This is a genomic window from Roseovarius sp. MBR-78 (genome assembly GCF_040547535.1).
GTDB lineage: Bacteria > Pseudomonadota > Alphaproteobacteria > Rhodobacterales > Rhodobacteraceae > Roseovarius.
Genome location: NZ_JBEPPX010000011.1, coordinates 25,445 through 48,110 on the forward strand (window position 1 = coordinate 25,445; position 22,666 = coordinate 48,110).

The 22,666-nt window shown below is 66.5% G+C and carries 27 protein-coding genes and 2 pseudogenes; 9 read left to right on the forward strand and 20 right to left on the reverse strand.

Annotated features, from left to right (window positions below):
* Positions 1-97: 97 nt before the first annotated feature.
* A complete protein-coding gene (locus ABIE58_RS10655; RefSeq protein ID WP_354544697.1) occupies positions 98-361 on the reverse strand; it encodes a spike base protein, RCAP_Rcc01079 family in 264 nt (87 codons plus the stop codon).
* Positions 362-594: 233 nt separating this feature from the next.
* Here ABIE58_RS10655 and ABIE58_RS10660 point away from each other — a divergent pair, with 233 nt between their 5' ends.
* The 5 genes from ABIE58_RS10660 to ABIE58_RS10680 all read left to right on the forward strand — a co-directional run bounded on the left by ABIE58_RS10660 (position 595) and on the right by ABIE58_RS10680 (position 5,057).
* Positions 595-1,779, forward strand: coding sequence for a LegC family aminotransferase (locus ABIE58_RS10660; RefSeq protein WP_354544698.1), 1,185 nt, complete (start codon positions 595-597; stop codon positions 1,777-1,779).
* Positions 1,776-2,963, forward strand: a complete 1,188-nt coding sequence (locus ABIE58_RS10665) for a UDP-N-acetylglucosamine 4,6-dehydratase (protein ID WP_354544699.1) — start codon at positions 1,776-1,778, stop codon at positions 2,961-2,963. The genes ABIE58_RS10660 and ABIE58_RS10665 overlap by 4 nt, the downstream gene beginning before the upstream one ends.
* Before the next feature lie 3 nt (positions 2,964-2,966).
* Positions 2,967-3,632, forward strand: coding sequence for a sugar transferase (locus tag ABIE58_RS10670; RefSeq protein WP_354544700.1), 666 nt, complete (start codon positions 2,967-2,969; stop codon positions 3,630-3,632).
* 62 nt (positions 3,633-3,694) lie between these two features.
* Entirely contained in the window at positions 3,695-4,471 is a 777-nt protein-coding gene (locus ABIE58_RS10675) for an acyltransferase (protein ID WP_354544702.1), read from the forward strand.
* Between the two features lie 133 nt (positions 4,472-4,604).
* Positions 4,605-5,057 (forward strand): GNAT family N-acetyltransferase, encoded by a 453-nt coding sequence (locus ABIE58_RS10680; RefSeq protein WP_354544704.1) that lies wholly within the window; start codon positions 4,605-4,607, stop codon positions 5,055-5,057.
* Positions 5,058-5,271: 214 nt separating this feature from the next.
* On the opposite strand, the gene ABIE58_RS10685 is transcribed toward ABIE58_RS10680, so the two are convergent.
* The 12 genes and pseudogenes from ABIE58_RS10685 to ABIE58_RS10735 all read right to left on the reverse strand — a co-directional run bounded on the left by ABIE58_RS10685 (position 5,272) and on the right by ABIE58_RS10735 (position 17,262).
* Positions 5,272-6,348, reverse strand: coding sequence for a DUF2793 domain-containing protein (locus ABIE58_RS10685; RefSeq protein ID WP_354544706.1), 1,077 nt, complete (start codon positions 6,346-6,348; stop codon positions 5,272-5,274).
* A 10-nt stretch (positions 6,349-6,358) separates the two neighbouring features.
* Positions 6,359-8,497, reverse strand: a pseudogene (locus tag ABIE58_RS20345) (baseplate multidomain protein megatron); the annotation flags it as partial.
* Between the two features lie 669 nt (positions 8,498-9,166).
* Positions 9,167-11,095 (reverse strand): annotated as a pseudogene (locus ABIE58_RS20350) (baseplate megatron protein TIM-barrel domain-containing protein); the annotation flags it as partial.
* Positions 11,096-11,104: 9 nt separating this feature from the next.
* Positions 11,105-11,539: an NlpC/P60 family protein gene (locus ABIE58_RS10695; protein WP_354544709.1), complete on the reverse strand. Its 435-nt coding sequence runs from the start codon at positions 11,537-11,539 to the stop codon at positions 11,105-11,107.
* Positions 11,536-12,420, reverse strand: a complete 885-nt coding sequence (locus tag ABIE58_RS10700; RefSeq protein WP_354544710.1) for a phage/gene transfer agent baseplate hub protein — start codon at positions 12,418-12,420, stop codon at positions 11,536-11,538. The genes ABIE58_RS10695 and ABIE58_RS10700 overlap by 4 nt, the downstream gene beginning before the upstream one ends.
* 126 nt (positions 12,421-12,546) lie before the next feature.
* Entirely contained in the window at positions 12,547-12,777 is a 231-nt protein-coding gene (locus tag ABIE58_RS10705; RefSeq protein WP_354544711.1) for a hypothetical protein, read from the reverse strand.
* 86 nt (positions 12,778-12,863) lie between these two features.
* Positions 12,864-13,094 (reverse strand): hypothetical protein, encoded by a 231-nt coding sequence (locus ABIE58_RS10710; protein WP_354544712.1) that lies wholly within the window; start codon positions 13,092-13,094, stop codon positions 12,864-12,866.
* A 4-nt stretch (positions 13,095-13,098) separates the two neighbouring features.
* The gene (locus tag ABIE58_RS10715; RefSeq protein ID WP_354544713.1) at positions 13,099-13,758 is read right to left on the reverse strand and encodes a lysozyme; all 660 of its coding nucleotides are present in this window, start codon (positions 13,756-13,758) and stop codon (positions 13,099-13,101) included.
* 4 nt (positions 13,759-13,762) lie between these two features.
* Complete coding sequence (locus ABIE58_RS10720) at positions 13,763-13,894, reverse strand: hypothetical protein (protein ID WP_354544714.1); 132 nt, start codon at positions 13,892-13,894, stop codon at positions 13,763-13,765.
* Positions 13,887-14,237, reverse strand: coding sequence for a Clp protease/crotonase-like domain-containing protein (locus ABIE58_RS10725; RefSeq protein WP_354544715.1), 351 nt, complete (start codon positions 14,235-14,237; stop codon positions 13,887-13,889). Before ABIE58_RS10725 ends, ABIE58_RS10720 begins: the two co-directional genes overlap by 8 nt.
* A complete protein-coding gene (locus ABIE58_RS10730) occupies positions 14,234-14,860 on the reverse strand; it encodes a phage distal tail protein, Rcc01695 family (protein WP_354544716.1) in 627 nt (208 codons plus the stop codon). Before ABIE58_RS10730 ends, ABIE58_RS10725 begins: the two co-directional genes overlap by 4 nt.
* On the reverse strand, positions 14,857-17,262 hold the full coding sequence (locus tag ABIE58_RS10735) for a phage tail tape measure C-terminal domain-containing protein (protein WP_354544717.1): 2,406 nt from the start codon (positions 17,260-17,262) through the stop codon (positions 14,857-14,859). The genes ABIE58_RS10730 and ABIE58_RS10735 overlap by 4 nt, the downstream gene beginning before the upstream one ends.
* Before the next feature lie 64 nt (positions 17,263-17,326).
* On the opposite strand from ABIE58_RS10735, the gene ABIE58_RS10740 reads away from it, so the two are divergent.
* Positions 17,327-17,545 carry an AbrB/MazE/SpoVT family DNA-binding domain-containing protein gene (locus tag ABIE58_RS10740; protein WP_354544718.1) on the forward strand — a complete coding sequence of 73 codons (219 nt, stop codon included), beginning with the start codon at positions 17,327-17,329 and terminating at the stop codon, positions 17,543-17,545.
* Entirely contained in the window at positions 17,545-17,925 is a 381-nt protein-coding gene (locus ABIE58_RS10745; protein ID WP_354544719.1) for a type II toxin-antitoxin system VapC family toxin, read from the forward strand. The genes ABIE58_RS10740 and ABIE58_RS10745 overlap by 1 nt, the downstream gene beginning before the upstream one ends.
* Here ABIE58_RS10745 and ABIE58_RS20355 read toward each other — a convergent pair.
* From ABIE58_RS20355 to ABIE58_RS10765, 4 genes are read right to left on the reverse strand one after another with little or no spacing between them, the layout of a single operon-like run.
* Positions 17,915-18,160, reverse strand: coding sequence for a DUF7697 family protein (locus ABIE58_RS20355; protein WP_502950087.1), 246 nt, complete (start codon positions 18,158-18,160; stop codon positions 17,915-17,917). The genes ABIE58_RS10745 and ABIE58_RS20355 overlap by 11 nt on opposite strands.
* Entirely contained in the window at positions 18,157-18,594 is a 438-nt protein-coding gene (locus ABIE58_RS10755; RefSeq protein WP_354544721.1) for a hypothetical protein, read from the reverse strand. The genes ABIE58_RS20355 and ABIE58_RS10755 overlap by 4 nt, the downstream gene beginning before the upstream one ends.
* A gap of 1 nt (position 18,595) precedes the next feature.
* Entirely contained in the window at positions 18,596-19,534 is a 939-nt protein-coding gene (locus ABIE58_RS10760) for a phage tail tube protein (protein ID WP_354544722.1), read from the reverse strand.
* A gap of 24 nt (positions 19,535-19,558) precedes the next feature.
* Complete coding sequence (locus tag ABIE58_RS10765; RefSeq protein ID WP_354544723.1) at positions 19,559-19,978, reverse strand: acyl-CoA transferase; 420 nt, start codon at positions 19,976-19,978, stop codon at positions 19,559-19,561.
* An 89-nt stretch (positions 19,979-20,067) separates the two neighbouring features.
* Here ABIE58_RS10765 and ABIE58_RS10770 point away from each other — a divergent pair, with 89 nt between their 5' ends.
* Together ABIE58_RS10770 and ABIE58_RS10775 are read left to right on the forward strand one after the other, a co-directional pair.
* A complete protein-coding gene (locus ABIE58_RS10770) occupies positions 20,068-20,352 on the forward strand; it encodes a CopG family ribbon-helix-helix protein (protein WP_354544724.1) in 285 nt (94 codons plus the stop codon).
* Positions 20,340-20,630: a type II toxin-antitoxin system RelE/ParE family toxin gene (locus ABIE58_RS10775; RefSeq protein WP_354544725.1), complete on the forward strand. Its 291-nt coding sequence runs from the start codon at positions 20,340-20,342 to the stop codon at positions 20,628-20,630. The genes ABIE58_RS10770 and ABIE58_RS10775 overlap by 13 nt, the downstream gene beginning before the upstream one ends.
* 14 nt (positions 20,631-20,644) lie before the next feature.
* Here the strand turns inward: ABIE58_RS10775 and ABIE58_RS10780 are convergent, their stop codons facing one another.
* From ABIE58_RS10780 to ABIE58_RS10790, 3 genes are read right to left on the reverse strand one after another with little or no spacing between them, the layout of a single operon-like run.
* Positions 20,645-21,274: a DUF6441 family protein gene (locus ABIE58_RS10780; RefSeq protein ID WP_354544726.1), complete on the reverse strand. Its 630-nt coding sequence runs from the start codon at positions 21,272-21,274 to the stop codon at positions 20,645-20,647.
* The gene (locus tag ABIE58_RS10785; RefSeq protein WP_354544727.1) at positions 21,271-21,582 is read right to left on the reverse strand and encodes a head-tail joining protein; all 312 of its coding nucleotides are present in this window, start codon (positions 21,580-21,582) and stop codon (positions 21,271-21,273) included. The genes ABIE58_RS10780 and ABIE58_RS10785 overlap by 4 nt, the downstream gene beginning before the upstream one ends.
* Before the next feature lie 10 nt (positions 21,583-21,592).
* Entirely contained in the window at positions 21,593-22,615 is a 1,023-nt protein-coding gene (locus ABIE58_RS10790) for a major capsid protein (RefSeq protein ID WP_354544728.1), read from the reverse strand.
* Positions 22,616-22,666: the final 51 nt, after the last annotated feature.

A 22,666-nucleotide genomic window follows, 5' to 3' on the forward strand; every position in this document is an offset into this window, starting at 1 on the left:
TCATACCAGGCCCCGGCTGCACCATTCTGGAACAGTCCTTCCGGGCCCCACCCTCGGCGCGGACGGGCTGAGGTCGCGCTGATATCGGTGACAATCTTCATGCCAGAACCAGCGCGTGAATGCCGGTGGCCGTTGTCCCGGTTGCGTTCACCCGCCGTACCCCGATCGGCAGGATCGAGAAATCGGCCACGACGATGCTGCGCGTGGACCCGGCGACGGTGACAAAGCTGATGCTGCCGCCGGTCTCGACATAAAGGCCGATGGCCACATCGGGCAGGTCAATCGTGTCGGACGGGGTGACCGGCAGGGCGTCAGTTGCCGGGCCGGACAACGCATGGCTACGGTTTTCAAAAGGGTTCATGTCAGCTCCTGTTTGCAAACGCCCGCCAAGATCAATGACAGGTCACGCGCAAAGAATTGTGCAGGGCAGGTTTCCACGGGCTGAAGGCAGCGTGCTTTACCCCGGCAACACCCCCGTTCAGGCTTGTCACCGGTGCCGTCAACCTGTATCGAGTGGCCAATGTTTCGCCCGTCAAACGCTGTTGAAACCGAGGGTGTCGCAGTGCAGATGTTTCAGATTTATCAAGTGAAATCATGATAATAGATAATGACACGGAAACTACGGCTGCCCTGATCAAACTTGTCGGGGATATTTTCGGCCCCGCCCCTACCCCGCTGCACCGTCCGGTCTTCGAGGGTAACGAGCGCGCTTACCTTGTTGACACGATCGACTCGAATTTCGTGTCCTCGGTCGGGGCGCGGGTCACCGAGTTCGAGGACCGGATCGCGGAATTCACCGGATGCGCGCGCGCGATTGCCACCATGAACGGCACGGCGGCGCTGCATATGGCGCAGCTTGTGGCCGGGGTGCGTGCGGGTGACGAGGTGATCTCGCAGGCGCTGACGTTCGTCGCCACCTGCAACGCAATCAGCTATATCGGCGCGCGCCCGGTCTTTGTCGATGTCGACCGCGACACGATGAGCATGAGCCCCGCCGCCCTGCGCCGCTGGCTAAAGGAAAATACGCGGCGCGACGGGGCCGATACCGTGAACCGCCGGACCGGCGCGCGCATCGCCGCCTGCGTGCCGATGCACACGTTCGGCCTGCCGGGCCGCATAGCCGAGATTGCCGACATTTGCGACGAATTCGGGATCACCCTTGTCGAAGACGCCGCCGAATCTCTGGGCAGCTATGTCGGCCCCCGCCACACCGGCAAGTTTGGCAAACTTGCCACGCTCAGCTTCAATGGCAACAAGATCATCACCACCGGCGGCGGCGGCATGATCGTGACCGACGATCACGCTCTTGCCGACCGCGCCAAGCACCTGACGACCACCGCCAAGGTGCCGCACGCGTGGGAATTCGTGCATGACGAGGTGGGTTATAATTACCGCTTGCCCAATCTCAACGCGGCACTTGGCTGTGCGCAGATGGAAAAGCTGCCCGCAATGTTGACCATAAAGGCCGATATCGCGGCCCGTTACCGCGCCTTTTGCGCCGAACACGGTCTGCATTTCGTCGATCCCATCGACGGCACCACGGCGAATTTCTGGCTGAATGCCGTGCGGCTGAAGGATCGCAACGCGCGTGACACATTTCTTGAATATACCAATGCGCGGGGCGTGATGACCCGCCCGATCTGGGCCCTGATGTGCGACCTCAAGGCGTTCGCCGATTGCCAGACGGACGGGCTTGAAACCTCTCGCTGGCTGGCGGACCGGATCGTCAACCTGCCCTCCAGCGTTCCCGAAAGCGAATTCCACAGGCTTGCGACATGAATATTCTCGATCTCATCGGCCGTGACCGGGCGCTGTTCGATACCGATATCGCGCGCCATGATGCGCAATTGCGCGATCTGGTGGGCGCGTCGCGGTTTCTGGTGATCGGCGGCGCGGGCTCTATCGGGCAGGCGGTCACCCGCGAGATATTCAAGCGCAACCCGCGTGCCCTGCATGTGGTCGATATCAGCGAAAACAACATGGTCGAGTTGGTGCGCGACATCCGCAGCACGCTGGGCTACAACGATGCCGATTTCCGCACCTTCGCGATTGATTGCGGCAGCCGCGAGTTTGCGGCGCTGATGGCCGCAACGAGCGGCTATGATTACGTGCTGAACCTCTCGGCGCTCAAACATGTGCGCTCCGAGAAGGACCCGTTCACGCTGATGCGGCTGATCGAGGTGAATATCCTCAACACAATCGCGACCCTGCACGCCGCCCGCGACAAGGGCGCGGCCAAGTATTTCTGCGTCTCGACCGACAAGGCCGCCAACCCCGTCAACATGATGGGCGCGAGCAAGCGGATCATGGAAATGTTCCTGATGCGCGAAAGCCTGACCATGCCGGTTTCCACGGCGCGCTTTGCCAATGTGGCCTTTTCCGACGGCTCGCTTTTGCACGGCTTCAACCAGCGCTTTGCCAAGAACCAGCCGATTTCCGCGCCCAATGACGTGCGCCGCTATTTCGTCACGCCGCAGGAATCGGGCGAGCTGTGCCTGATGTCCTGCATGACGGGCGGCAACCGCGACATCTTCTTTCCCAAGCTGAGCGAGGCGCTGAACCTCACCCGGTTCTCGGATATCGCCGTGCGCTACCTGCACGCGCGCGGGTTCGAGCCGCATGAATGCGCCACCGAGGACGAGGCCCGCGACCGCGCCGCAGACCTGATCCGCTCGGGCAAATGGCCGGTCTATTTCTTTGCCTCCGACACCACCGGCGAAAAGGATTTCGAGGAGTTCTTTACCTCCGCCGAAACCCTCGACATGGACCGTTTCGACAGTATCGGCGTGATCCTGAACGCGCCCGAATTTGATCCCGCCAGCCTCGATCATTTCCTGTCCGAGATCGACCGCATCCGCAACGCGACGACCTGGGACAAGCCCGAGATCGTCGCGCTGTTCAACGCCATGATCCCGGATTTCGACCACAAGGAAACCGGCAAATACCTTGACGCAAGGATGTAGGCCATGTTGCAGCGTCTGCTTGATATTGTCTTGTCCGGTGCGGCGCTGATCGTGCTCGCCCCCATCCTTGTGCCGGTCGCGCTGATCCTGCGGTTTTCCGGCGAGGGCGAGGTGTTTTTCGGCCAGAACCGCGTCGGGAAGGGTGGCGGCTATTTCAAGCTGCTGAAATTCGCCACCATGCTCAAGGACAGCCCCAACATGGGCACCGGCACGGTCACGCTCAAGGATGATCCGCGCGTGCTGCCGGTGGGAAAATTCCTGCGCAAGACCAAGATCAACGAGTTGCCGCAACTGCTCAATATCCTCAGGGGCGACATGAGCATCATCGGCCCGCGCCCGCAGACGAAGCGCTGTTTCGACGCCTTCCCCGAGCGCTCGCAACGGGCCATCGTGACGGTGCGGCCGGGCCTGTCGGGGATCGGCTCGATCGTGTTTCGCGGCGAAGAGGACATGATGCACGCCGCCAATGACCCGGACCGCTTTTATGACCATGTGATCATGCCCTACAAAGGCCGGTTGGAGGAATGGTATGTCCGCCACCAATCCATCACCACCTATCTCGCGCTGATCGCGCTCACCGTGTGGGTTGTGCTCAACCCGCGCTCGGGCATCGTCTGGCGCATATTCCCCGATCTGCCCCCCCGCCCGAGGACATCGCGGGCGATGTGAACTGGCCCCCCGCGCGCCATGCCGCATGATACGCAAGATAGTGTCCAAGTCAGGATTCCGACATGAAGCCAGCATTCGACGAAGCGTTTTTCAAGCATATAAACGATGCAAGAAACGCCGAGACAGGCCATGCATCCACGCTGTTAACAGTAATCGAAAAATGGCTTTCCAAGCCTTTTATCAAGATTCCGCTCGCCGTTTTTGAACGTATCCTGACCATCATCCTGACCCTTCCCATACCGGTCTATTCCACGCTTGTTTACATGTTCGTGAACAATATTCCGGGGTTGCCAAGCTTTTCCGGGGTTTACCTCCGCGCGTTGTATTATCGGGGCCGGATCGGCACGATGGAATCAAACGTGATGATCGAACAGGGTGTTTTCATTGCATTCCCGAAAAATGTCGTGCTGAAAGAATTCTGCTTCCTCGACAAGAACGTGATCATCATGGCGAAATCCGCGCAGGTTGGTCGCCGGGTTCACATAGCTCCGAATGTTTTTGTCAGTGGCGGCGGCGATTTCATTGCGCGCGATTACAGTTGCATTGCGACGGGATCACAACTGATCACATCCACCGAGGTTCTCAAGGGCGGTGCCCGGTGCTCCGGTCCTATGGTTTCTGCGGATCAAAGAAACGTTCTTCGCGGCAAGGTTGAACTGATGGAGGATGTGTTCGTCGGGGCAAACGCAACGATCCTGACCAATGTCACCCTTGCACAAGGCTCGGTGGTGGGGGCCGGGGTCACGATTGCAAAGGACACCGAGGCCTGGGGCATCTATGTAAACGACAAGCCTCGGCTGGTTGGGCACCGCGAGGCTGTTCGACATGAAAATAATTGAATTCTGCAATCAATCGACAACGCTACCGGTAGTGCTGGTCAACAGTGTTCAAGACGCTCGGTTTCGTGCATCTTGGTAGGGTTCTGCTCGAAGCCATGACGCGGTTCTGATCGTCGAGGCCGACGGCAACGGCGTGATCGGCTTTGTTACCGGCGGCAGCGGCATGGGGCCGATCTATCGCCAGATGATCCGCGATTGGCCCAACCTTATCGCGGCCCTGCTGCCGATCATGTTTCAGCCGCGCAAGGTTTTGGGAATACTCGAAATCCTCAGGCGCCGCGACAAGGATGATCCGGGCGGCGACCTGCCCCGGCATGAGCTGTTCAGCATCGCCGTCGCCCCTTCCGCGCGTGGCACAGGCGTGGCGGAACGTCTTTACCACCGCCTGACCACGCATTTTCTTGCCCGCAATGTGCCCGCCTTTCGTATCGTCGTCGGCGAAAGCCTGACCCCGGCGCACCGCTTCTACACCCGCATGGGGGCCAGGCCAGTGGCGACGCTGCGCCTCCACGGCGATGCGCTATCCACCGTCTATGTTCAGATCACCGGAGCCGAGCGGTCCCGTTCCCCGCGAACCCAGGCGTAATCGCTCAAGCGCCGCCCTCACGCTGCCTTACCTTTCCTCTGCGTTTCGGCGTCTGCCATTTTCGGGATATGATCGCGGGATGGCAGGGACGCGGGGATGGATGTGATGCTGGCTGCGCGTGATCCCACAGCCTTGCGCTTGGGGTGACAAACGCCCGTTTGCGTGAAGGATATCGCCGCTTGATTTCGACGCCAGAAATGTCAATTCACGCCGCTCACCCGACCTTGCAGCCCCAGAACGACGTTTGCTCGGCGGCGAAAAACCCATCCGCGACCCGGAAATACCCCTGCAACTCGACGACATCACCCGCGGTGAGCGCCACCATGGTTTGCAGCCAGAGCGCGGTGGCGAGCGAGACGTGGGTGGCGGAGATTTCGCCGAGGGAGCCGCGGATTTCGGTGGTCCCGTTCAGCACGAGCCGCCCGCGCATGCGGGCCGTGGCGCTGGCGTTGATCTTGTACATGAGCGTCGCGCCGAAGAGGTAGGTGCCGTCCACGGGTGCCACGAAATGGTTGTTCGCGGCGTCGAAGGTGCCCTGATCGTTATAGTCGGTGTTGTTGATGGCGATCTTCGTCCAGGTATCGACGCCGACATAGTTGTCGAAGTTGGTCCATGCCTTGAAGCGCGGCAGCCGGGGCTGGTCGACGATGCCGGTGGCGTTGTCGACGATCAGCCCATCGAGGAAGGTGCTGCCATCGACCGAGACCGCAAGGCGGAACCGGTCCGTCCCGAAGAGGCCGAGCAGCACCTTGGTCACGAAGCCGGTCTGCAGCGTCAGGCCGAGATCGTCGCCTGCCGCTTCCTTGTTCATGGTGTAGAACAGGTCGCCCGTGCCGCCCTCGGCCACGGTCTTCGCCGCCCAGAGCGCGGCGTTGAGCTTGGCCGAGAACGGGTTCGAGGCGTCTGCGGTCGTGCCCAACCCGAGCAGCGCAAGGTTCTGCAGAGAAGATGGGGTTGTGCCGACCCAGCCAGTACCGTCGTAGACCAGCAGCAGAGCCTCGTCCTCGACCCATGCGCGCCACCCCGTCCGCGGCGGCAGGCGCAGCCATGCGCCATCGGTCCAGAGCGCGACGTTCAGGTCCCACCCCGCCCAGTCGCCGGTCGCACCGCTCGCCACGATGTAGCGGTCGCCATCGGCTGGCGAACCAGGCGGCGCAGTCAGGTCCCGGTCGAGAACCGAGAGCTGGACGAGCCCGTCCAGCAGGCGCAGCGACTCGTTGTGGGTGACATGCTTCTGGGCCTGCGCCGCCAGGATATAGGGGAGCAGGAGATGGGTCGTGGCGTCGGACATGGGATGGCCTTCAGAACAGGAGCGTGACGGTCTTGGGCGCGCCCCGCCCGACGAGGGCGGAGAGCTGGAAGATGCGGATGTCGAGCGTGTCGCCCGGCCCGAGCAGCGCGCCCCAGTCGGCGGTCTGCTGAGCGGCGCTGTAGACTGCGCTGGTGGTGGCCGTGCTCAGCACCCGTTTCACCGATGCGCCGTCGAGGATCTCGACCTCATAGGCTTCGAGTTCCTCGCCGAGCGACACCTCGAGCCCGCCCCAACTGTCGGCCGCCAGCGCGCGCGACCGGCGCGTCCAGCGGATCGTCAGATCGCCGGGCGTGCGCGGCGTTCGCCACGGTTGCTCGACATGGGCGACCGAGTATGGCCGCAGCCCGACGCCCTTGGGCGTGAAGGCCTGCGCGACATAGGTCTCGTCGCTGACCGGGCGGCTGGCGGGGCCGATGCGCCAGTTCCAGGGCAGCCCGAGATCGGCCTCGGCGATGGGCAGGGACGCAAGCGCGGTGTCCAGCACGACGATCCGCGCGCCCGCAGGCACCGGGTTGCCCATCGCGCCCTCGGTGCCGCGCTGGCCCCGCAGGAGCCGGGTCAGGCGATAGCGACCGGGGGCGATCAGTTCCGCCGCGCCCGCCTGCACGATCTCCCACACGCTCGGCGCGGTTTCCACCGCCAGCGCGTTCGCCCCGCCAAACAGCGTGAGGTCGGTGACGCTTTCGAGCGTGCCGGTGAGCAGATCGACGATCAGGACGTTGCCCAGATCGAAGCGCGAGGTCGGGCCGGGCCAGAAATCCGACACCAACGCCCCGATCCGCGCCCGGCCGCCAAAACTGGTCAGCAGATCGAAGCCATCGGTCGATGGGCTGCGATAGACCGCCATCTCGCCGGGCCAGGGAACGGCATGGGCCGCGACAAGGGGCCGATGCGCGGGCTGGTCTTCGGTCAGCTGCGGCAGGTCCATGAGCACCGCCACGGGCGGGCCGAACACGATGGCCCTTGTGAGCGCCGTGGTCCGGGCCTGCCCGGGCGGCAGGTCGTAGGCCTCGCGGTCCTGGCGCACCGCCTCGATGCCGCGCGCCCCGGCGTCGGCGATGGAGACGAGGCGCAGCGGGACGGACCGTCCGTCATGCTCGAGCGCCAGCACATCGGCCGGATCGAGGGCCAGCCGGGAGGGCGGCAGGCGGAACGCGGCGCCCTCCCGGCCCACCCATGCCTCCATCAGCGCACGGCGGGTGCGGCGCTCGGCCTCTTCGGGCGGCACCGCCATCGGGAAGGTCTCGGAGGCAATGCGCGTGGTGTCCACGGTGATACGCCGCGCCTCGAGGACGGCGGCGTCGTAATCCTCGTCCGCGCGCGCGACATGCCATTTCAGCGCCTGCGGCAGTTCGGTTTCCTGGCCCCGGGTCAGTTCCAGCACATCGCCGTCACGGGCACCGCTGCCTGCGCTCAGAGCGACCAGATCGTTGGGCGTGACGCTGGCAACTGCCGCCCGGCCGCGCATCATGAACCGGATCACGCCCTCGGTCTCGACGGCATCGAAGCCGAAGTGGCGGGCGAGCGGGGCGATCGAGGCGCGCGGGGATTCGAGTGCGGTGATGACGTAGCCCTCGACAGCGCCCCAGAGGCCGGAGACATCAATCCTGGCCTCGGGCAGACCGGCGCGCAGACAGAGGTGACGCACGAGGGCGGCGAGCGATACCGCGCCGAGCCGACCCGTGAGCCAGTGGCCGCGCCGCCAGTTCGCCCCGTCGGTCCAGACGTCGGCGAGTTCCGGAAAGAACGGATAGGGCCGCGCGTCCCAGGTCCAGGCCGCGCATTCGGGGATATGCACCATCGGACTGCTGTAGACGCCGGAGACCGGGTTGTTCGCGGCCTCGCCCCACCAGAGATATGTCGCCTCGAGATAGGCCCGCTGGATCGCGTCGTCGCGCCAGCCCCGCGAGAAATACGGCACGGCGCTTTCCGCCGACTTCGGATCGACGAAGACATTGGGCTGGTTGGTGCCGCGGTCGATGGCCGGGCAGCCGAGCTCGGTGAACCAGATGGGTTTGGACTCGGGCACCCATGCCGTGGGCACAGCACTCTCCACCCCGCCCGGACGATCGAAATGCGGGTTCGACCACCAGGCGCGCAGATCTTTGTAACGAAAAACCCACGGTCTGGGGGGAGGGACCATCTTCTGGCGCAGCCATTCGCGTAAGGCAGCGAAATCACCGAACGTGCTGCGCTCGACCTCGAGATAGCCATAGACGCGGTAGGAGCCGGGTATGACGCTGCCGTATTTCCCGAAGGTTGACCGAGTAGAATTGAGATCGGCAAAAACGGTGTTGTTTTGCGACGCGATCACGGAGAAGCGCTGATAGATCGCAGCATGCAGAGCGGTGCGATCTGCCTGAACAGGCGCACCATCAACCGTGATGTCGCCGCCCAGCACGCTGACCGGTCCCGTGACAGTGGGGTGCGCCAGGCCGGTGTAGAAACCCAGGACGCCTTCAGACGAACGCATGGCGCTCCATGTCAAAGCGTTCTTGTAACCGGCCATGGCGATGGAGACCGCAGACGAATAGACACCGGCCATGTTGAAATACACAAAGCGGTTGGAGGTGAAATCGAGAAAGAAGGCTGCGTTCTCTCGCCCGAGAATGGGCCTGAGCGCAGGATCAGGCTGGATGGCGTGACGACCATTGCCGCTTTTGTCGTCTATACGCGCGACAAGCTGTCCAGTGGTGGTCACAGGGATTGTGCCGTCCACGTCCTGCCAAAGCGTTGCCAGGTCGGACGGGTCAAACCAAGCGCCCTTGCGGCCAGTGCTGAACTCGGACGCAGGGTTAAAGATCGACGGCTCCGCACCATCCGAAATCGGCGAACGAACTTGTGCATTGCGATCAGCATCGCTGGCGTAGAACCACTCGAACCCTTCGCCGCCCGCGATGTTCGCCTGCAGGTATGCCCGGTCGTAGATGGCAGGCCAGCCTGCTTGAGCATCCGCATGATCAAACCCGTCGCGCCAATCGGAGAGCGGCATGTAGTTGTCGATGCCGATGAAATCGATCACCGGGTCCGCCCAGAGCGGATCGAGGTGGAAGAACGCATCGCCGCTGCCGTCGCCCGGCTGGTGGCCGAAATATTCCGACCAGTCGGCGGCATAGCTGATTTTTGTCGACGCCCCGAGGATCGAGCGCACGTCAGCTGCGAGCATCTGAAGCTCCTGCACCGCCGGATAGCTGTCGGCGTCCGCGCGGACGGTGGTCAGCCCGCGCATCTCCGAGCCGATCAGGAAGGCGTCGACCCCGCCGGCGGCGGCGCAGAGATGGGCGTAATGCAACACCATGCGGCGCAGGCCCCAGTCGTCGGGGGTGCCGGTATAGCTCACCGCTTCTCCCGCAACCGCGAAATCGCCGACCGCTGCCTCCCCGAAGAGCGCCGAAACCTGGCCCGCCGCCGTGGCGGTCCTGTCCACGGTCCCGGCAAAGCCCGCCGCCGGGGCGACGGTGATCCGCCCGCGCCAGGGGAATGCGGGCTGGCCGATCCCGGCGGCATTGTCGGAATACGGGTTCGGAGCCAAGTTGCCGGGCGGCACGTCCATCAGGATGAACGGATAAAAGGTTACGCGCAGGCCCCGCGCCTTCATCTCCTGAATCGCCTGCACCACCGCGAAATCCGCCGGCGTGCCGCCGAACATCGGCCGGCCCTCGATGTCGCGACTGACCAGATGTGCATTGGCGCGGGAAACGCCGTTCACCACCCATGTCTTCGGTGTCGTGGTCTTCGCCGCCAGCTCGACGCCCGGCATGATCCGGGCCGCGCCCGCGCGCAGGTCGTCGCCGAACCAGGCGACCACGAGGCTCACGCTCTCGACGCCGGGCGCGCTGGCCTGCAGCCGGTCGAGCGCCACCACCATGTCGGCGGTGTCCGGCAGCGCGTGCAGGTTGTCGGGGTCCGAGGAATCGCCGCCGCCCTTGCGGATGCCTTGCGTCGCATAGACGAACTCGCCCGAGGCCGGGATCATGGTGACCGCGCGGGTCAGCCCTTCGGCGGTGTCAGGATCGGCGAGCGGTCGGAACACCTCGAAAGAGAGCTGCGGCAGGCGGTTGCCGTAGGTCGAGAGCGCCAGTTCCTCGAACACCACATAGGCCGTGCCGCGATAGGCGGGCGTGTTGGCGGAGCCCATCTTCGCCGCGATGAACGGATCGGCGTTCTGAGCTTCGTCGCCCGGATACCAGCGCCAGGTGACGCCGGAGAGGTCCATCGGCTTGCCGTCGGCCCAGATGCGCCCGATGCCGGTGATTCCCCGCCCTGCCGGGCCTCCTCCGCCTCCATTCTCTCCACCGGAGAGAATGGTCCCTGCGGGACCGGCTTCGGAGCCCTCGCAGAGCGCCACGGCGAAGGAGGCGTAGTACAGATACTCGGTGGTCTTGACCTTGCCGCCACCGCCACCGCCCTTGCCGCCGCCTTGGGTGGTGGTCTTCGTCTCCTCGCGGAAATCGGTCGCCCAGATGATGTTGCCGCCCATCCGCATCCGGCCGTAGAGACGCGGGATGACCGCGCCCTCGGTGGCCGAGGTGATGCGCAGCGTGTCGAGCCGCGCGCCCTCGATGCGCTGGGTCGGCGCCAGCGAGGAGATGATCCAGCTGTCGACGACCGAGCCGATGCTGGAGCCGATGAAGCCGCCGATGGTCGCGGCGCTGACGCCGAGGATCGCGCCGCCGATCGAACCGCCGATGGCGGCGCCAGCAGCACCGAGAACGAGGGTGGCCATGTCGGGGTCTCAGCGTTGCGGAAACAGGAAAGCGAAGGCGATGCGCCGCCGCCAGGATTGCGTGAGCGGTTCCTCGATCACGCCGAGCCGCTCACAGGCGTGGAGGAAGCTGTCGGGGCCGGTGAGGATCCCGACATGCTTGGCGATGGCGCGCGGTTTCATGCGGAACAGGACCAGCGCGCCGGGACCTGCCGCCGCGGGTTCCACCTCGATCATCATGCGCCGCGCGCCCTCGGCCAGAACCTCGTGCGGCCCTGTCTCGCCCCAATCCCGGCTGTAGGGCGGGATCGGGAACGGCTCGGGTCCCACGACCTCGCGCCAAACCCCGCGCGCGAGGCCGAGGCAGTCGCAGCCGACGCCCTTGAGGCTGGCCTGGTCGTGATAGGGCGTGCCGAGCCAGCCGCGCGCCGCGGCGATGACGCGCCCGGGATCGGCGGCGGTCACAGCACCGCCCCGTCGTGTCCGCCTGACGTGGAAGCGTAGCGCAGGATCGTGTCCTGGCCCGGGATGTGCGGAAAGCCGCGAAAGTTCACGACATTGCCGAATTTCACGGCACAGGTCTCGATCCGCTTGTCGCAGCCCGCGCGCGCGATGAATGCGTCTCCAGCGGCGACCGGCCGGACTGGCGTCTCGAGCAGGGTCAGCACCGCGACGCCGGAGGTCACATCGTGACCCAGCACCTCCGTCTTGCGCCCGGCATTCGCGCCGCTGGTCCACTCAATGGTGCCAAAGGCGAACCAGCCAGACGCGAAGCCACCAAGCCCCGAGGCGGTGAAGGCACGGTCGCGCAGCAGATCGAGCACCGCGCCCGTGCCCTTGAGGGCCGGGTCCTCGAGATCGACGCCGCAGCGCGCGTCCCCAAGCGCGGCGTCGCAGGTCGCCTGGAAGGTCCGCCCGACCGTCTGGCCCAGCACATGCGCGAGCGAGCGGACCTCAGCCACGAAGGCCAGCCGCCCGCGTCTGATCTGGCCGATGGCCCCGCGCCGCATCAGCACTCGCTGCGTGGTATCGGCCCAGTTCACCCGCCAGACCTCGACTTGCGCCGCGTCCCAGCGGCCGTCGAGAATGTCGGTCTCGGTGATCCGGTCCGAGGTCAGCACGCCTTCGGCGTCCTGCGCATCGACGGACAGGTCCGAGCCCGAGCGCACCTCGGAGGCTGTCAGCCCGCTCTCGGGTTCGAAGTCCGTGCCGTCGAAACTCAGCGTCCGGTCGTGATCGGTGAAACCGAAGGTGACGCCATCGGCACGCGTGATCCGCCAGCACCAGGCGAGCGTCGTCGTGCCCTCGTCGAGGTGGGATTGCAGGGCGGGCGAAAGGGTTTTCATCGGCAGGTCCCCGTCATGCGGTCGTCGAGATCGGCGATCCAGGTCGCCCAGTCTGGGGGCACATCATCAACGGTCTCGGCAGGCGGCCGGGCGAGCCGCGCCTCGGCATAAGATGCACAGCCCGCCTCACCAGCGCCCATCGTTGCGGCGCAGGCGCTCAGCAGGGCCGCCAGCGCTGCGGCCATCGCGAACCGCGTCGCGGCCCCTTCCGACGCGCTTGCTCTTGTCTTCCATCGCATCGCGTTCCGCCTCCCGTTTGCCTTCGTGCTTCCCTTCGACGCGGCCCCAGAGCCGGCCGAGGACGACGCCCCCGACCGCGCCGAAAGCTGCAACCACCCAGATCAGGAGATCAGTCATCGTCCCGCTCCCCGCGTGCAGCTGCGACGCAGAGGGCGGCAACGAAGACGCCGAGGCAGCCGCCCACGATCAGACCGGCGAGGAACTCAAGCATCGCCGCGGAACCCCCGCTCGATCCGGTCGCGCAGACCGATCAGGCCGAGCCCGAGGAACATGAGCCCTGCCGGCGAAGCATCGCCCGAGCCGGCAAGCAGAGCGACGAGGCGGAACAGCTCGCCCAGCGGCCCGGTCGAGGGCAGCGCAAGCGAGGCGATGCCGGTGAGCATGGCGAGGAGCCCGGCCCACCAGGTGAGGGAATTGGGTCGAATGTAGCGCATGGGATCAGGCCCTCCGGATCAGGGTGGAGAAGAAGGCGGCCAGCCGGGCGAGCCAGCCGGTCGGCGTATCGGGTTCAGGATTGACGACCGGCGGTCGCGGTGTCGGAGGTCGCCGTAGCAGGGCCAGCGCCTCGCCTTCGGTGAGGCGACGGATGGGCCGGGAGAAGTCGACGCGGCCGGTGCGATCCACGGACCAGACCGGGATGGTCCCGGCGGGATAGCGGCCATGGCAGAACAGGTCCTGCTCGGCCTCCCGGCGCGGAATGATCGATGCCGGTCGCCGCCAGTTCAGAAACGCGTCGGCGGCTGCAACGCGATTGCCGTCGTTGAGGTGTCGGGTCAGCGCAGCCTTCGCGATGCCGCCGGTGTTGTAGTGGAAGGAGACCAGCGCATCGAACTCGTGCGGCTTGAGCGGTACCTTCACGGCGCGCAGCACCTCCGTCTCATAGCGCGCGAGATCGGCGCGGAAGACCCGGAACGCCTCGCGGACGCGCGCGTCGAGATCGGCGGGCATGCCGCGCGGCATGGTGGCCGGATCGGGCGGTCCGGCTGCGGCGGTGTGGCCGATGCCGAAGGTCCAGACGGCCTTTGCATCGAGATAGGGTCCGGGCACGAGTCCCTCGTGCCGGATCAGGGCCAGAAGCCCCCGGTCTGTCATGTGCATGGGATTATCCGATGAACGAGAGGATCAGGATCAGCGTCGCGACGGCGAGGCCTACCGCCAGGCGGTGGCGAAAGGCCTGCCAGGGATCAGCCGGGTCGCAGCGGAGGGCGCGCGCGAGGCGGAGAAGCTCATTCATCGCCGTCGCCCTGCTTGGCGCGGTGCAGCCGGGCGAGGAGCATCTCGATGAAGGCCGGGCCGAAGACCCCGACGAGATAGGCGGCCGAGCCTGCCGCCCCTCCCGCAGGGATCGCCTCGGGCGGCAGACCCATCCAGCTGGTGATGACCGCCATCGACAGGCTGCCCATTCCGGCCGCGATCAGCCCGCCGAGCAGGATGTGCCGCAGCGCATCGCGCAGCCGCATCTTGGTGGTCAGTGCGTTCGTGGCACCGCCGAGCGCGCCCCAGGCGGCGAGGATCACCGCCGTCGAGGCCGCGAGCTCGCGCAGGACCGTGGCGACAAAGCCGGGCTCATTGTTCATCGCCGGATCTCCAGAAGCGGGATGGAGGTGATCGAGCCGAGCCGCTCGAGGTCGAGCGTCACGTCGAGCGCATCGGTGTCGAAGCGGACGGGCACGTCGAACTCGAAGCCTGCGGTGATCGCGACGCCCGCCGCCGGGGCGCTGTCGAAGGTGACGACCCCAGTTGTGGTGTCGACCGTCCAGCCCGACGGCTGCTCCACCCCGCCGAACGCAATGCGCACGCTGCCCGCGACGGGCTTCGTGATGTTCCGCGACCAGGATTGCGCGCCGGAGGCGTAGTGCTTCACCAACGGGAACGCAGCCGTCGCGCCATCGCCGGTGCCGATCGCCTGGTCGGTCGGCGATGGCGTGCCCGAGGGCGGGCTGGACTTGTGGTCGCCCCAGTCCTTGAAGCGAAAGCCGTGCAGGCGACCGTTGCGCGCCTCGAAGAAGGCGACCACCGCCGCCAGATCGTCGGCGCGGCGGATGCCGTAGGCGACGTCGTAGCGCCGCCGCGAGTTCGCCCAGCTGGCGTTGCGCTCCTCGTCGCCCGAGGCCAGTTCGACGATCTGCGTCCGCCGCTCCGGCCCGCCGCGCGCGCCCCGACTGATATTGTCGGGGAACTGAACCTCGTGGAACATCACATGCCCCTCCGCCCGAGCGACACGGCGCGGGCAATATCCGCAGCGACCTGCGTGCGGGACTGGCGGAAGCTCTCGGCGTCGCGCGCCATGATGGTGACATTGATCCCGCCGCCTGCGCCGTAGCTCTGCGCCTCGCGGCGCGACAGCACCCGCTCGCCGCGCTGCAGGATCGCGGGCACCTCGTCATGGCGAAGCCCGGCGACACCGCCGCCATGCATCCGAGGCGCAGCCGCAAACGCCATGGCCGGGACCATCCGCGAGGGGCCAGCGGAGCCAACCATGCCGCCCGCGTGCAGGATGTTCGCCAGTATCCCGCCCGCGCCACCCGCGCCTCCAAGCGCGCCGGAGAGCGCATTGGCGATCGGCCCGAGGATGAACCGCCGCGCCGCGAGCTGGGCGAGATCGGCGAGCAGCGAGGTGACGAGATCGCGGAAGTTCAGCTTGCCGGTCTTCACGAACTCGCCGACGGCGCTCTCGGCCGATTGGAAGGCGCCGACAAGGCTCTGGCCGATATCGCCGCCGATCTCGCGTGCGCGGCTGGCGTAGTCCGACAGCGCCGCCGTGACCGCCTGCCAGCCGGTGACGGCGGCCTCGGTCGCGGGCTTGGCGGCCGCACCGGCACCCGTGGCGGCGCGCCCGGCATCGTCAAGGGCGGTCTCCAGCCGCTCGGCAGCGCCGGTGGCCTCGGTCAGCGCGTCCGCGCCATCCTGGTCGCTCCCGCGCACCGCATCGCGCAGCGCCTGCCAGCTTTCCAGCGGCGCGCGCACACTCTCGGCCAGGTCGCGCGCCGCCCCGCGAGAGCGGTTGGCGGACTCGAGCGCCCGGTTCGCCGCCTCGGTCAGACCAAGGTCGGGCGCGGAGAGCGGATTGTCCTCGAAGGCCCGCTCGAAGGCCGCCTGCGCAGCAGTCGTGGCCGTGCTGGCCGCGCCCTCGAAGCGGTTCTCGATCTGCCCAAGATCGAGGTCGGGCACCAGCGAGATGCGCCGCTCCGAGCCGAGCGCTTCGAGGCCGGCGTTGATCCCGCCGATGAAGCCATTGATGCGCGAGACCACGCCGTTCAGCATCGCCTCGACACCGTCGACCAGGCTGTTCGCCGCCTGGAACGCCAGATCACCGATGGCGGCGGGCAGCAGACCCCAGATCGCCTTGATCGCATCGAACGCCCCCTCAAAGGTGTTCGCGGCGGTGTTGCCAAAAGCCACCACACTCTCGATGGCGCTCTGCATGGCCGACGCGGCGTCCGCCTTCAGGTCGAAGAACGTCGCCGTGGCCGCGGCACCCGCCGCAGCCGCCCCCAGCTTGATGCGTTCCCAGACCTCGACCGCAAGGTCTTTCAGCAGCGACATCGCCTCGCCAAACCCGCCCGCGCCCGACACCAGGCGGGTGAACTGAAACACAAGCTCGCCCGCGCCGACGATCAGCGCCCCAATGCCGGTGCGGATCAGCGCGCCACGCAGGACGACGAGCGCCGTGGCGAGGCCGCGCACGGAGAGCGCCGCGGCGGCCATACCCGCCACCCAGCGCCCGGCCAGGAAGGCGGCGAAGGTGGCAGCAATGGAGATCAGCCGCCCGATGTTGTCGAAGAGGCCGCGAATGGCGATGCCGAGCGGCCCGGTGCGGCTGGCCACGGCGGCGATGGCATTCGCGACGGCTTCCAGCGCAGGCGCCGCTGCGACCGCAAGCTGGTTCGACAGCCCGCGCCAGATCAGCCCGAGCCGGGAGATCGCATCGTTCGTCCGTTCGATCTGGGCCGCGTCCTGGTCCGAGACCACCACTCCGAAGGCAAGCACATCCTCGGTCGCCTGGCGCAGCGTCGCCGTGTCGATCCGCGTGAACACGAGCGCCGCCCGATCGCCGAAGAGCTGGGAGGCCACGGCCGCGCGCTCGGCCTCCGGCACATATTGCCCCAGCGCCTGCTGGATCGCGGCGATGCGCGCATCGAGCGGCAGGCGCTGCAGATCCTCGGCCGTGAGCCGCAGGCGGCGCAGCGCCTCCACCGCGGGGCCCGTGCCGGAAGCAGCCTGGCTGAGCCGTCGGGTCAGCTGGACCGTGGCCTGCTCGACCTGACCCATCGACACGCCCGCCAGATCGCCCGCGCGTTCGAGCACCTGGATGCTGGCGACGGTGGTGTCGAGGGAGGTCGCGAGCTTGGCCTGAGCATCGACCGTCTGGAGCCCGGAGCGGATCATCGCCACACCAGCGGCGGCAGCGGCTGCCACGGCTGCCGCCGCCGCGATCTTCACCCGGCGCGAGAAGGCGGCCAACCGGGCGTTCGCCGCCTCCATCTCCCGGCTCAGGCGTCCGAAGCCGCGCGACCCGGCTTCGCCCACGCCTTCCAGTTCGGCGCGCACCTGCCGTCCGCCGACCGCAGCGAGGCGGACCGAGACACGTTTTTCGGCCATCGCTCAGGATCCTTGCATTTGTCGCGTGGGCGTCTTACGTTTTTGGCATCGATCAACAGTGAGTATGACCATGCCGGAGACCGCGACCCTCTCCTCGAAGTTTCAGATCTCGATCCCGAAGGCGATCCGCGCCGCGCTACATTGGGAGGCGGGGCTGACCTTCGCCTTCATCCCCAAGGGCACCGGCGTGCTTCTGGTGCCGGTCCCGAAGCGGGAGAGCCTGAAGGGCCTCGCGCGCGGTGCGTCCGCCACCGATTATCGCGACCGCTCGGACCGCTTCTGATGGTGCTGGTCGACACCTCGGCCTGGATCGAATGGCTGATCGGCTCGCCGACCGGCGACACGCTGGCCGGGCATCTGCCCGATCAGGCCGAATGGCTGGTTCCGACCATGGTCCAGCTGGAACTGGCGAAATGGCTCACCCGCGAGGTGGGCGAAGACAAGGCCGATCAGGTGATCGCCTTCACGCAGGTCTGCCATGTGGTCCCACTCGACACCGAGATCGCGCTGGTGGCGGCGGAAGCCTGCCGCGAGCACAAGCTCGCCACCGCCGACGCGATCATCTTCGCAACCGCCCGCGCACAGGGCGCGACGCTTCTGACCTGCGACAGGCATTTCGAGGGGCTGCCCGGCGTCACCCTGATCGAGAAGATCAAGGACTGAGACCCGGGCCGCCATTCGCCACCATCTCCTCGTTCAATCTTCGCACCATCACCGCCTCGATGACCGGCAGCAGTTCGGCCATGGCGAGCGGCGGGACGCCGAGGGCGTCACCGAGGGCCAGCGCGGCCGACATGTCCCAGCCGATCACCGCGCCGGGGAGTACACGAAGCTGACCGCCGAGACGGCCGACGAGATCCCAGACCTGCCAACCCTCCGGAGTTTCCGGACGGTTCAGCCGCGCCGGGCAGTCCGGGCAGGCTTGCGCGCAGGCTTCGCAATATCGCTCGCCCCCGCCGAAGAACCATTCGGCGAGAGCGCGGAGGCGTTTTTTTCCTGTTCCAGCAGCAGGCCCTTCGAGACGTAGGTCAGCTGGAAAGCCTCGAAGATCGGCCAGACGTCGAGCAGCGCGTCGATGGCCTCGGGGCCCGGATCGATCGGCTTGCCGTCGGCGTCGCCGATGCCCTCCCAGGCGAGCACGGCGCGTCGCGCCAGTGCTTTCGCGAAGGCGACCGCGCGTTCCTCGTCGGAAGCCTCCTCGGAAACCGCCTCGACAGCTGGATCGCTCCGGGTCGCCACCATCAGCGCGGTGGTCAGCGGGCGCAGCTGCACCCGAACGCCGGGCGAGAGGTCATGCCAGCGCGGGGCGTTGGTCAGGTCGAGCGTCAGCATCTCAGTAGGTCTCCACGTCGTTCACGAGGGTGGCTGTGCACATCCGGCCGACGACGCTGTCGCGGGCAGCCTGCCAGTCGAATGTCGCCTGCACCCCCTGCGGCCCGGAAATCTCGATCCGCGGGCGCGGCAGGTAGACGGCGTGCACGGTTAGGCGCAAGCTCTCGCCCGAGGGCAGGACGTAGGCGAAGGTGATCTCGCAGGGATCGCCATTGATCGCCTGCGTCACCAGCGTTTGGTCGGCGAAGCGCACCTCGATGGAACCGGTCAGCGCGGCGATGGAGGGGTCTGCGCCGTCGATGCGGCCGTCCGAGCGAATGGTTTCGATCCGGTCGAGGTTGTTGGCGTAGGTGATGTCGGCTGAAACCACATTGCCGAGGGCGGAGCCATTCCGCGTGATCGCCCCGTTGAAATGGCCGAAGCGCTTCAACTCGAGCGCAGCCGGTGTCCCGGCGCTGGTCGTCGTGCCTACTGTCTCGCCCTGCGCCACCAGCCGGGCCGTTGCGGTCAGCAGCCCCGAGCGCTGCATTTGCCAGTTAATCTGGTCGAGCACGCAGCCGGAATACATCGCGTAGCGCGGCACCTCGGGCATGCCGGTCTCGATGGACATGCTGGGCAGCGTCCAGGACCCCGACTGGAACTCATGCGTCCAAGGGCCGGTGCCGGTCGTGGTTGGGTCACCAAAGGCTGCCTTCAGCCAGAACCCGAAAGCTTCCGCATCGAGCGGCACGACCACATCGCCATCGGCCGTCACTGCGTCCTTGATCGGCGCTAGCGGATCCCGGCCGTAACCCAGCAATTCCGAATTGAGCAGTGGTTGCTCCGCCCCCAGCGAGGTGCTGGCGAAGGGCATCTTGGTGAAACCGCCCACGGGCGGCGTTCCATAGGTCGTCTCGAACGCAAGCGCCATCTGCGCCCGCGCCCCCTGGGCTCGTCCCATCGTGTTCTCCTTGGATTGTCGGGGTCAGGCCAGCGGGTCGGCCGTCGAATAGTGCAGTACCACCGGCACGACGGCCGCCTTCAGGCTCGCCGCGCCCTCGACCGGCAGATCGACTGGCCGGGGCGCTTCGGCCTCGATCCAATCGCAGAGGCCGCCCAACGTGCGGTCGCCAGCAATTGCCGCACCGATGCTGGTGGTCAGGGTATCGAACGCAGCGTCACGCGCCGCGCCTTGGACCACCGCCTCGATTTCGGCGCGGTGCTGGTAGTGGTAGCGCAAGGGCGACAAAGTCACCTCGGGCTCCCCCGGCTCGCCGTCGCGCAGGATCAGCAGGCCTTCGGCCGGGACACGCTCGGGCAGCACCTCTCCGCGCAGGGCGGTGGCGGGCAGCGCCGAAAGCCGCGCGTGCAGCGCGGTGAGGATGGTTTCGCGGGGGCTGGGCATTATGGATGCTCTTGCTGAATTGTGACTTCTACGAGAGGTGTTGATGTGCTAGAGGTAATACCTGTGAATACCCGCGTGGAGTCATCCCCATGAACGCCGTCCGCCCAATTGCCGTAAAACTTGATCAGGACACCCGCGACCGCCTCAAGCGGCTGGCGGAGGCCAGAGACCGCTCCACTCACTGGATGCTCCGCGAGGCCGTGGCGCAATTCGTCGATCGCGAAGAAAAGCGCGAATCGTTTCGCCAAGCCGGGCTTCAGGCATGGGAAGAATTTCAGGCCACCGGCAAGCACGTCACGCATGACGAAGCCGATGCCTGGCTTGTCAGGCTGGAAGCGGGCGAAGATGCGGACGCTCCTGAATGCCACGACTGATCTGGTCTCCCGCAGCTCTGCGGGACGTTGAGCGGCTCTACAGATTCCTTGCCGATAAAAACCCCGATGCAGCGCGCCGCGCGGCCAAATCCATTCGCGAGGGTATGAACATCCTGCGCGACCAGCCGGGGGTCGGTCGCCCCGTCGAGGCGATGGCCCCGGAATTCCGTGAGTGGTTCATCGCGTTCGGTGACAGCGGGTATGTGTCGCTCTATCGGTTTGACGGCGAAACAGCGGTGGTCCTGGCCGTTCGTCATCAGCGTGAAGCTGGGTATTGAGGGTGGGCGACCGGCTACAGCCTTCCGCCCACCCAGTTCGCTAAGATCAAACCCGGCACCGCGTCATGCGCCCGCTCCGCATCCCGCGCGAGGTCGAGCCGCTTCGGCAGCTTGACCTGCGGCACCAGCAGGAAGATCGGCGCAGTGACCCTTCCGCGCCCGGTCTTCGAGCGCGACACGACCGCCTGACCCTTCGTGTTCAGCCGTCCCTCCGCCACCAGCAGGCTCGGGCCCGTGCGGCGATAGACGAAGCGCAGGCGAAGACCGCGTCGCCGTTCCCATTCGCCGGGCGTGATCCGACCACCCCGCGCGGATTTCCCGGCGGCCTCGGTCGGGATCGCCAGCCAGAACCCGTTGCGCGACCGGATCAGCGGGCCGGTATCATGCGCATTGATGATCTTGGGCGCTTTTGACCAGACCAGGGCTGCGGCGTTCAGGCTGGCTTTGCCTTTGGGATATTGCTCGGACCGGATCGTGCGCGCGAGCCGGGTGCCCAGCCCCGCGCCGGTGATCTGCCCGCGCCAGGCGGTCTTGAGACTGGTCCCGGCCTCGCGCGTGGCGGCGGTGACAGCCTTCTCGCCAGCCCTGATTTCGGCCGCCATCATTGCAGCGAGGTCGGGCGTTACGTCGAGTTTGAGCTTCATCCTGGCCTCAGATCGACGGTCCAGACCAGCCGCTCGCGGTCCCGCAGAGGCTCGCCTTGAATGAGGAATGCGTCGCCATCGATCTCGATCCGGTCACCGGGGCGCGGGTTCGCCACTTCGGCGACACGCAGATCAACGCGTGTGGTCTCGGACCACATGCGCGCCTTGCCAAAGCCCGTGACCTCGTCCGCGCGGCGGGTGACCACGCGGACGAGAACCGGGTTGCCGCCGTCTGCGATCCAGGTGGCATCGCGCGCGATATCGGGATCGGCGAAGAGCGTCTCGATGGCGGCGGCAAAGATGGACACGTGTCAGCCGTCAGTTCGAGCTGTGCAGCCGGATCGCGAGGCGCGGGCGCTTGTTGACCGGCAGGATCGAGGCCTCGGTCATCAGATCGATCCAGCGGCCCTTGGCATCCATCATCTGCCGGGCATAGAGCGGCAGGCCGATGGTATTGGCGGTCTCCAGCAGGTTGGCGGGGCCGCCATAGGTGGTGAAGGTGTCGAAGGTGCCCAGCGGGAAGGCGATGCCCTCGCCGGTGGGGATCAGCCGCTCCGAGGTGCCGTTCGAGAGGGTGACCGAGCCGTTGTATTCCTCGAAGAGGATGCCCGCGAAGGGAAAGGCGCGGCGCATGTCCTCGCGCAGCGGCTGGCCGCCCGTGGCCGAGAAGAACTTGTAGGCATCCTCGGTCTTCGGGTGGCTGATCAGCTTGTCGAAGAACTCGGAGCTGACCAGCGCATGGGCGGTGGTCATGGTCTCGCCCTTGAGGTTGTCCTCGATCGCGCGGAGCGTGGTGCGCACCTTGCCCTGAATGTTGGTGCCTGCCGTGCCGAAAACGAAGTCGACCGAGATCTGCGCGAGCCCGAATTCGGTGAAGTAGTTGTAGAGCGTGGTGCCCGCGCCGTCCTTCACGATGCCGCGCAGGGCGTTCATCTCCATGTATTCGCGGGTCTGGGCATGCTTGCGGCGCATCAGCGTCAGCTTGCGGTTCATCACCTCGACCAGCGGATCGGCGGCGTCCGAGACGCCCAAGCTCGGCATGCCCTGAATATCGGCGGGCAGGATCACGTCGTCATGCGGGATCCATGGCAGCGCGAAGCTGCGCATCGACCGCTGCTCGCGGTTGCCGACGGTGGCGGCGGCACCGAGCGGCACCGAGGGCAGCAGGCTGAGTACACCTTCGCGCTGCTCGATGACGATGGAGCGTTGCGTCACGCCCTCGAATCGAAAGAGCCCGATCTGGCCGAGCCGGGTGTAGAGGTTGGGCAGGATGTTGATGGCCTGCGTCATCTCGGCGAGCGAATAGCCGCCCGCGTCGAACGGGTTGCGGGTGAGGGTCATGGGGATCTCCGGGGAAAGGGGGGGGGCGGGAAAAAGGACTTTGGTGCGCGC

Excerpts from the sequence above, each read along its gene's own strand:
- ABIE58_RS10710 (WP_354544712.1), bottom strand. The coding sequence starts at position 13,094 with ATGCGCTACATTCGACCCAATTCCCTCACCTGGTGGGCCGGGCTCCTC.
- ABIE58_RS10775 (WP_354544725.1), top strand. The coding sequence starts at position 20,340 with ATGCCACGACTGATCTGGTCTCCCGCAGCTCTGCGGGACGTTGAGCGG.
- ABIE58_RS10720 (WP_354544714.1), bottom strand. The coding sequence starts at position 13,894 with ATGAATGAGCTTCTCCGCCTCGCGCGCGCCCTCCGCTGCGACCCGGCT.
- ABIE58_RS10735 (WP_354544717.1), bottom strand. The coding sequence starts at position 17,262 with ATGGCCGAAAAACGTGTCTCGGTCCGCCTCGCTGCGGTCGGCGGACGG.
- ABIE58_RS10725 (WP_354544715.1), bottom strand. The coding sequence starts at position 14,237 with ATGAACAATGAGCCCGGCTTTGTCGCCACGGTCCTGCGCGAGCTCGCG.
- ABIE58_RS10675 (WP_354544702.1), top strand. The coding sequence starts at position 3,695 with ATGAAGCCAGCATTCGACGAAGCGTTTTTCAAGCATATAAACGATGCA.
- ABIE58_RS10660 (WP_354544698.1), top strand. The coding sequence starts at position 595 with ATGATAATAGATAATGACACGGAAACTACGGCTGCCCTGATCAAACTT.
- ABIE58_RS10765 (WP_354544723.1), bottom strand. The coding sequence starts at position 19,978 with ATGCCCAGCCCCCGCGAAACCATCCTCACCGCGCTGCACGCGCGGCTT.
- ABIE58_RS10685 (WP_354544706.1), bottom strand. The coding sequence starts at position 6,348 with ATGTCCGACGCCACGACCCATCTCCTGCTCCCCTATATCCTGGCGGCG.
- ABIE58_RS10665 (WP_354544699.1), top strand. The coding sequence starts at position 1,776 with ATGAATATTCTCGATCTCATCGGCCGTGACCGGGCGCTGTTCGATACC.
- ABIE58_RS10670 (WP_354544700.1), top strand. The coding sequence starts at position 2,967 with ATGTTGCAGCGTCTGCTTGATATTGTCTTGTCCGGTGCGGCGCTGATC.
- ABIE58_RS10755 (WP_354544721.1), bottom strand. The coding sequence starts at position 18,594 with ATGCTGACGCTCGACCTGACCAACGCCCCGCGCTGGCATGACCTCTCG.
- ABIE58_RS10745 (WP_354544719.1), top strand. The coding sequence starts at position 17,545 with ATGGTGCTGGTCGACACCTCGGCCTGGATCGAATGGCTGATCGGCTCG.
- ABIE58_RS10770 (WP_354544724.1), top strand. The coding sequence starts at position 20,068 with ATGAACGCCGTCCGCCCAATTGCCGTAAAACTTGATCAGGACACCCGC.
- ABIE58_RS10780 (WP_354544726.1), bottom strand. The coding sequence starts at position 21,274 with ATGAAGCTCAAACTCGACGTAACGCCCGACCTCGCTGCAATGATGGCG.
- ABIE58_RS10760 (WP_354544722.1), bottom strand. The coding sequence starts at position 19,534 with ATGGGACGAGCCCAGGGGGCGCGGGCGCAGATGGCGCTTGCGTTCGAG.
- ABIE58_RS10655 (WP_354544697.1), bottom strand. The coding sequence starts at position 361 with ATGAACCCTTTTGAAAACCGTAGCCATGCGTTGTCCGGCCCGGCAACT.
- ABIE58_RS10715 (WP_354544713.1), bottom strand. The coding sequence starts at position 13,758 with ATGCACATGACAGACCGGGGGCTTCTGGCCCTGATCCGGCACGAGGGA.
- ABIE58_RS10790 (WP_354544728.1), bottom strand. The coding sequence starts at position 22,615 with ATGACCCTCACCCGCAACCCGTTCGACGCGGGCGGCTATTCGCTCGCC.
- ABIE58_RS10700 (WP_354544710.1), bottom strand. The coding sequence starts at position 12,420 with ATGAAAACCCTTTCGCCCGCCCTGCAATCCCACCTCGACGAGGGCACG.
- ABIE58_RS10740 (WP_354544718.1), top strand. The coding sequence starts at position 17,327 with ATGACCATGCCGGAGACCGCGACCCTCTCCTCGAAGTTTCAGATCTCG.
- ABIE58_RS10705 (WP_354544711.1), bottom strand. The coding sequence starts at position 12,777 with ATGACTGATCTCCTGATCTGGGTGGTTGCAGCTTTCGGCGCGGTCGGG.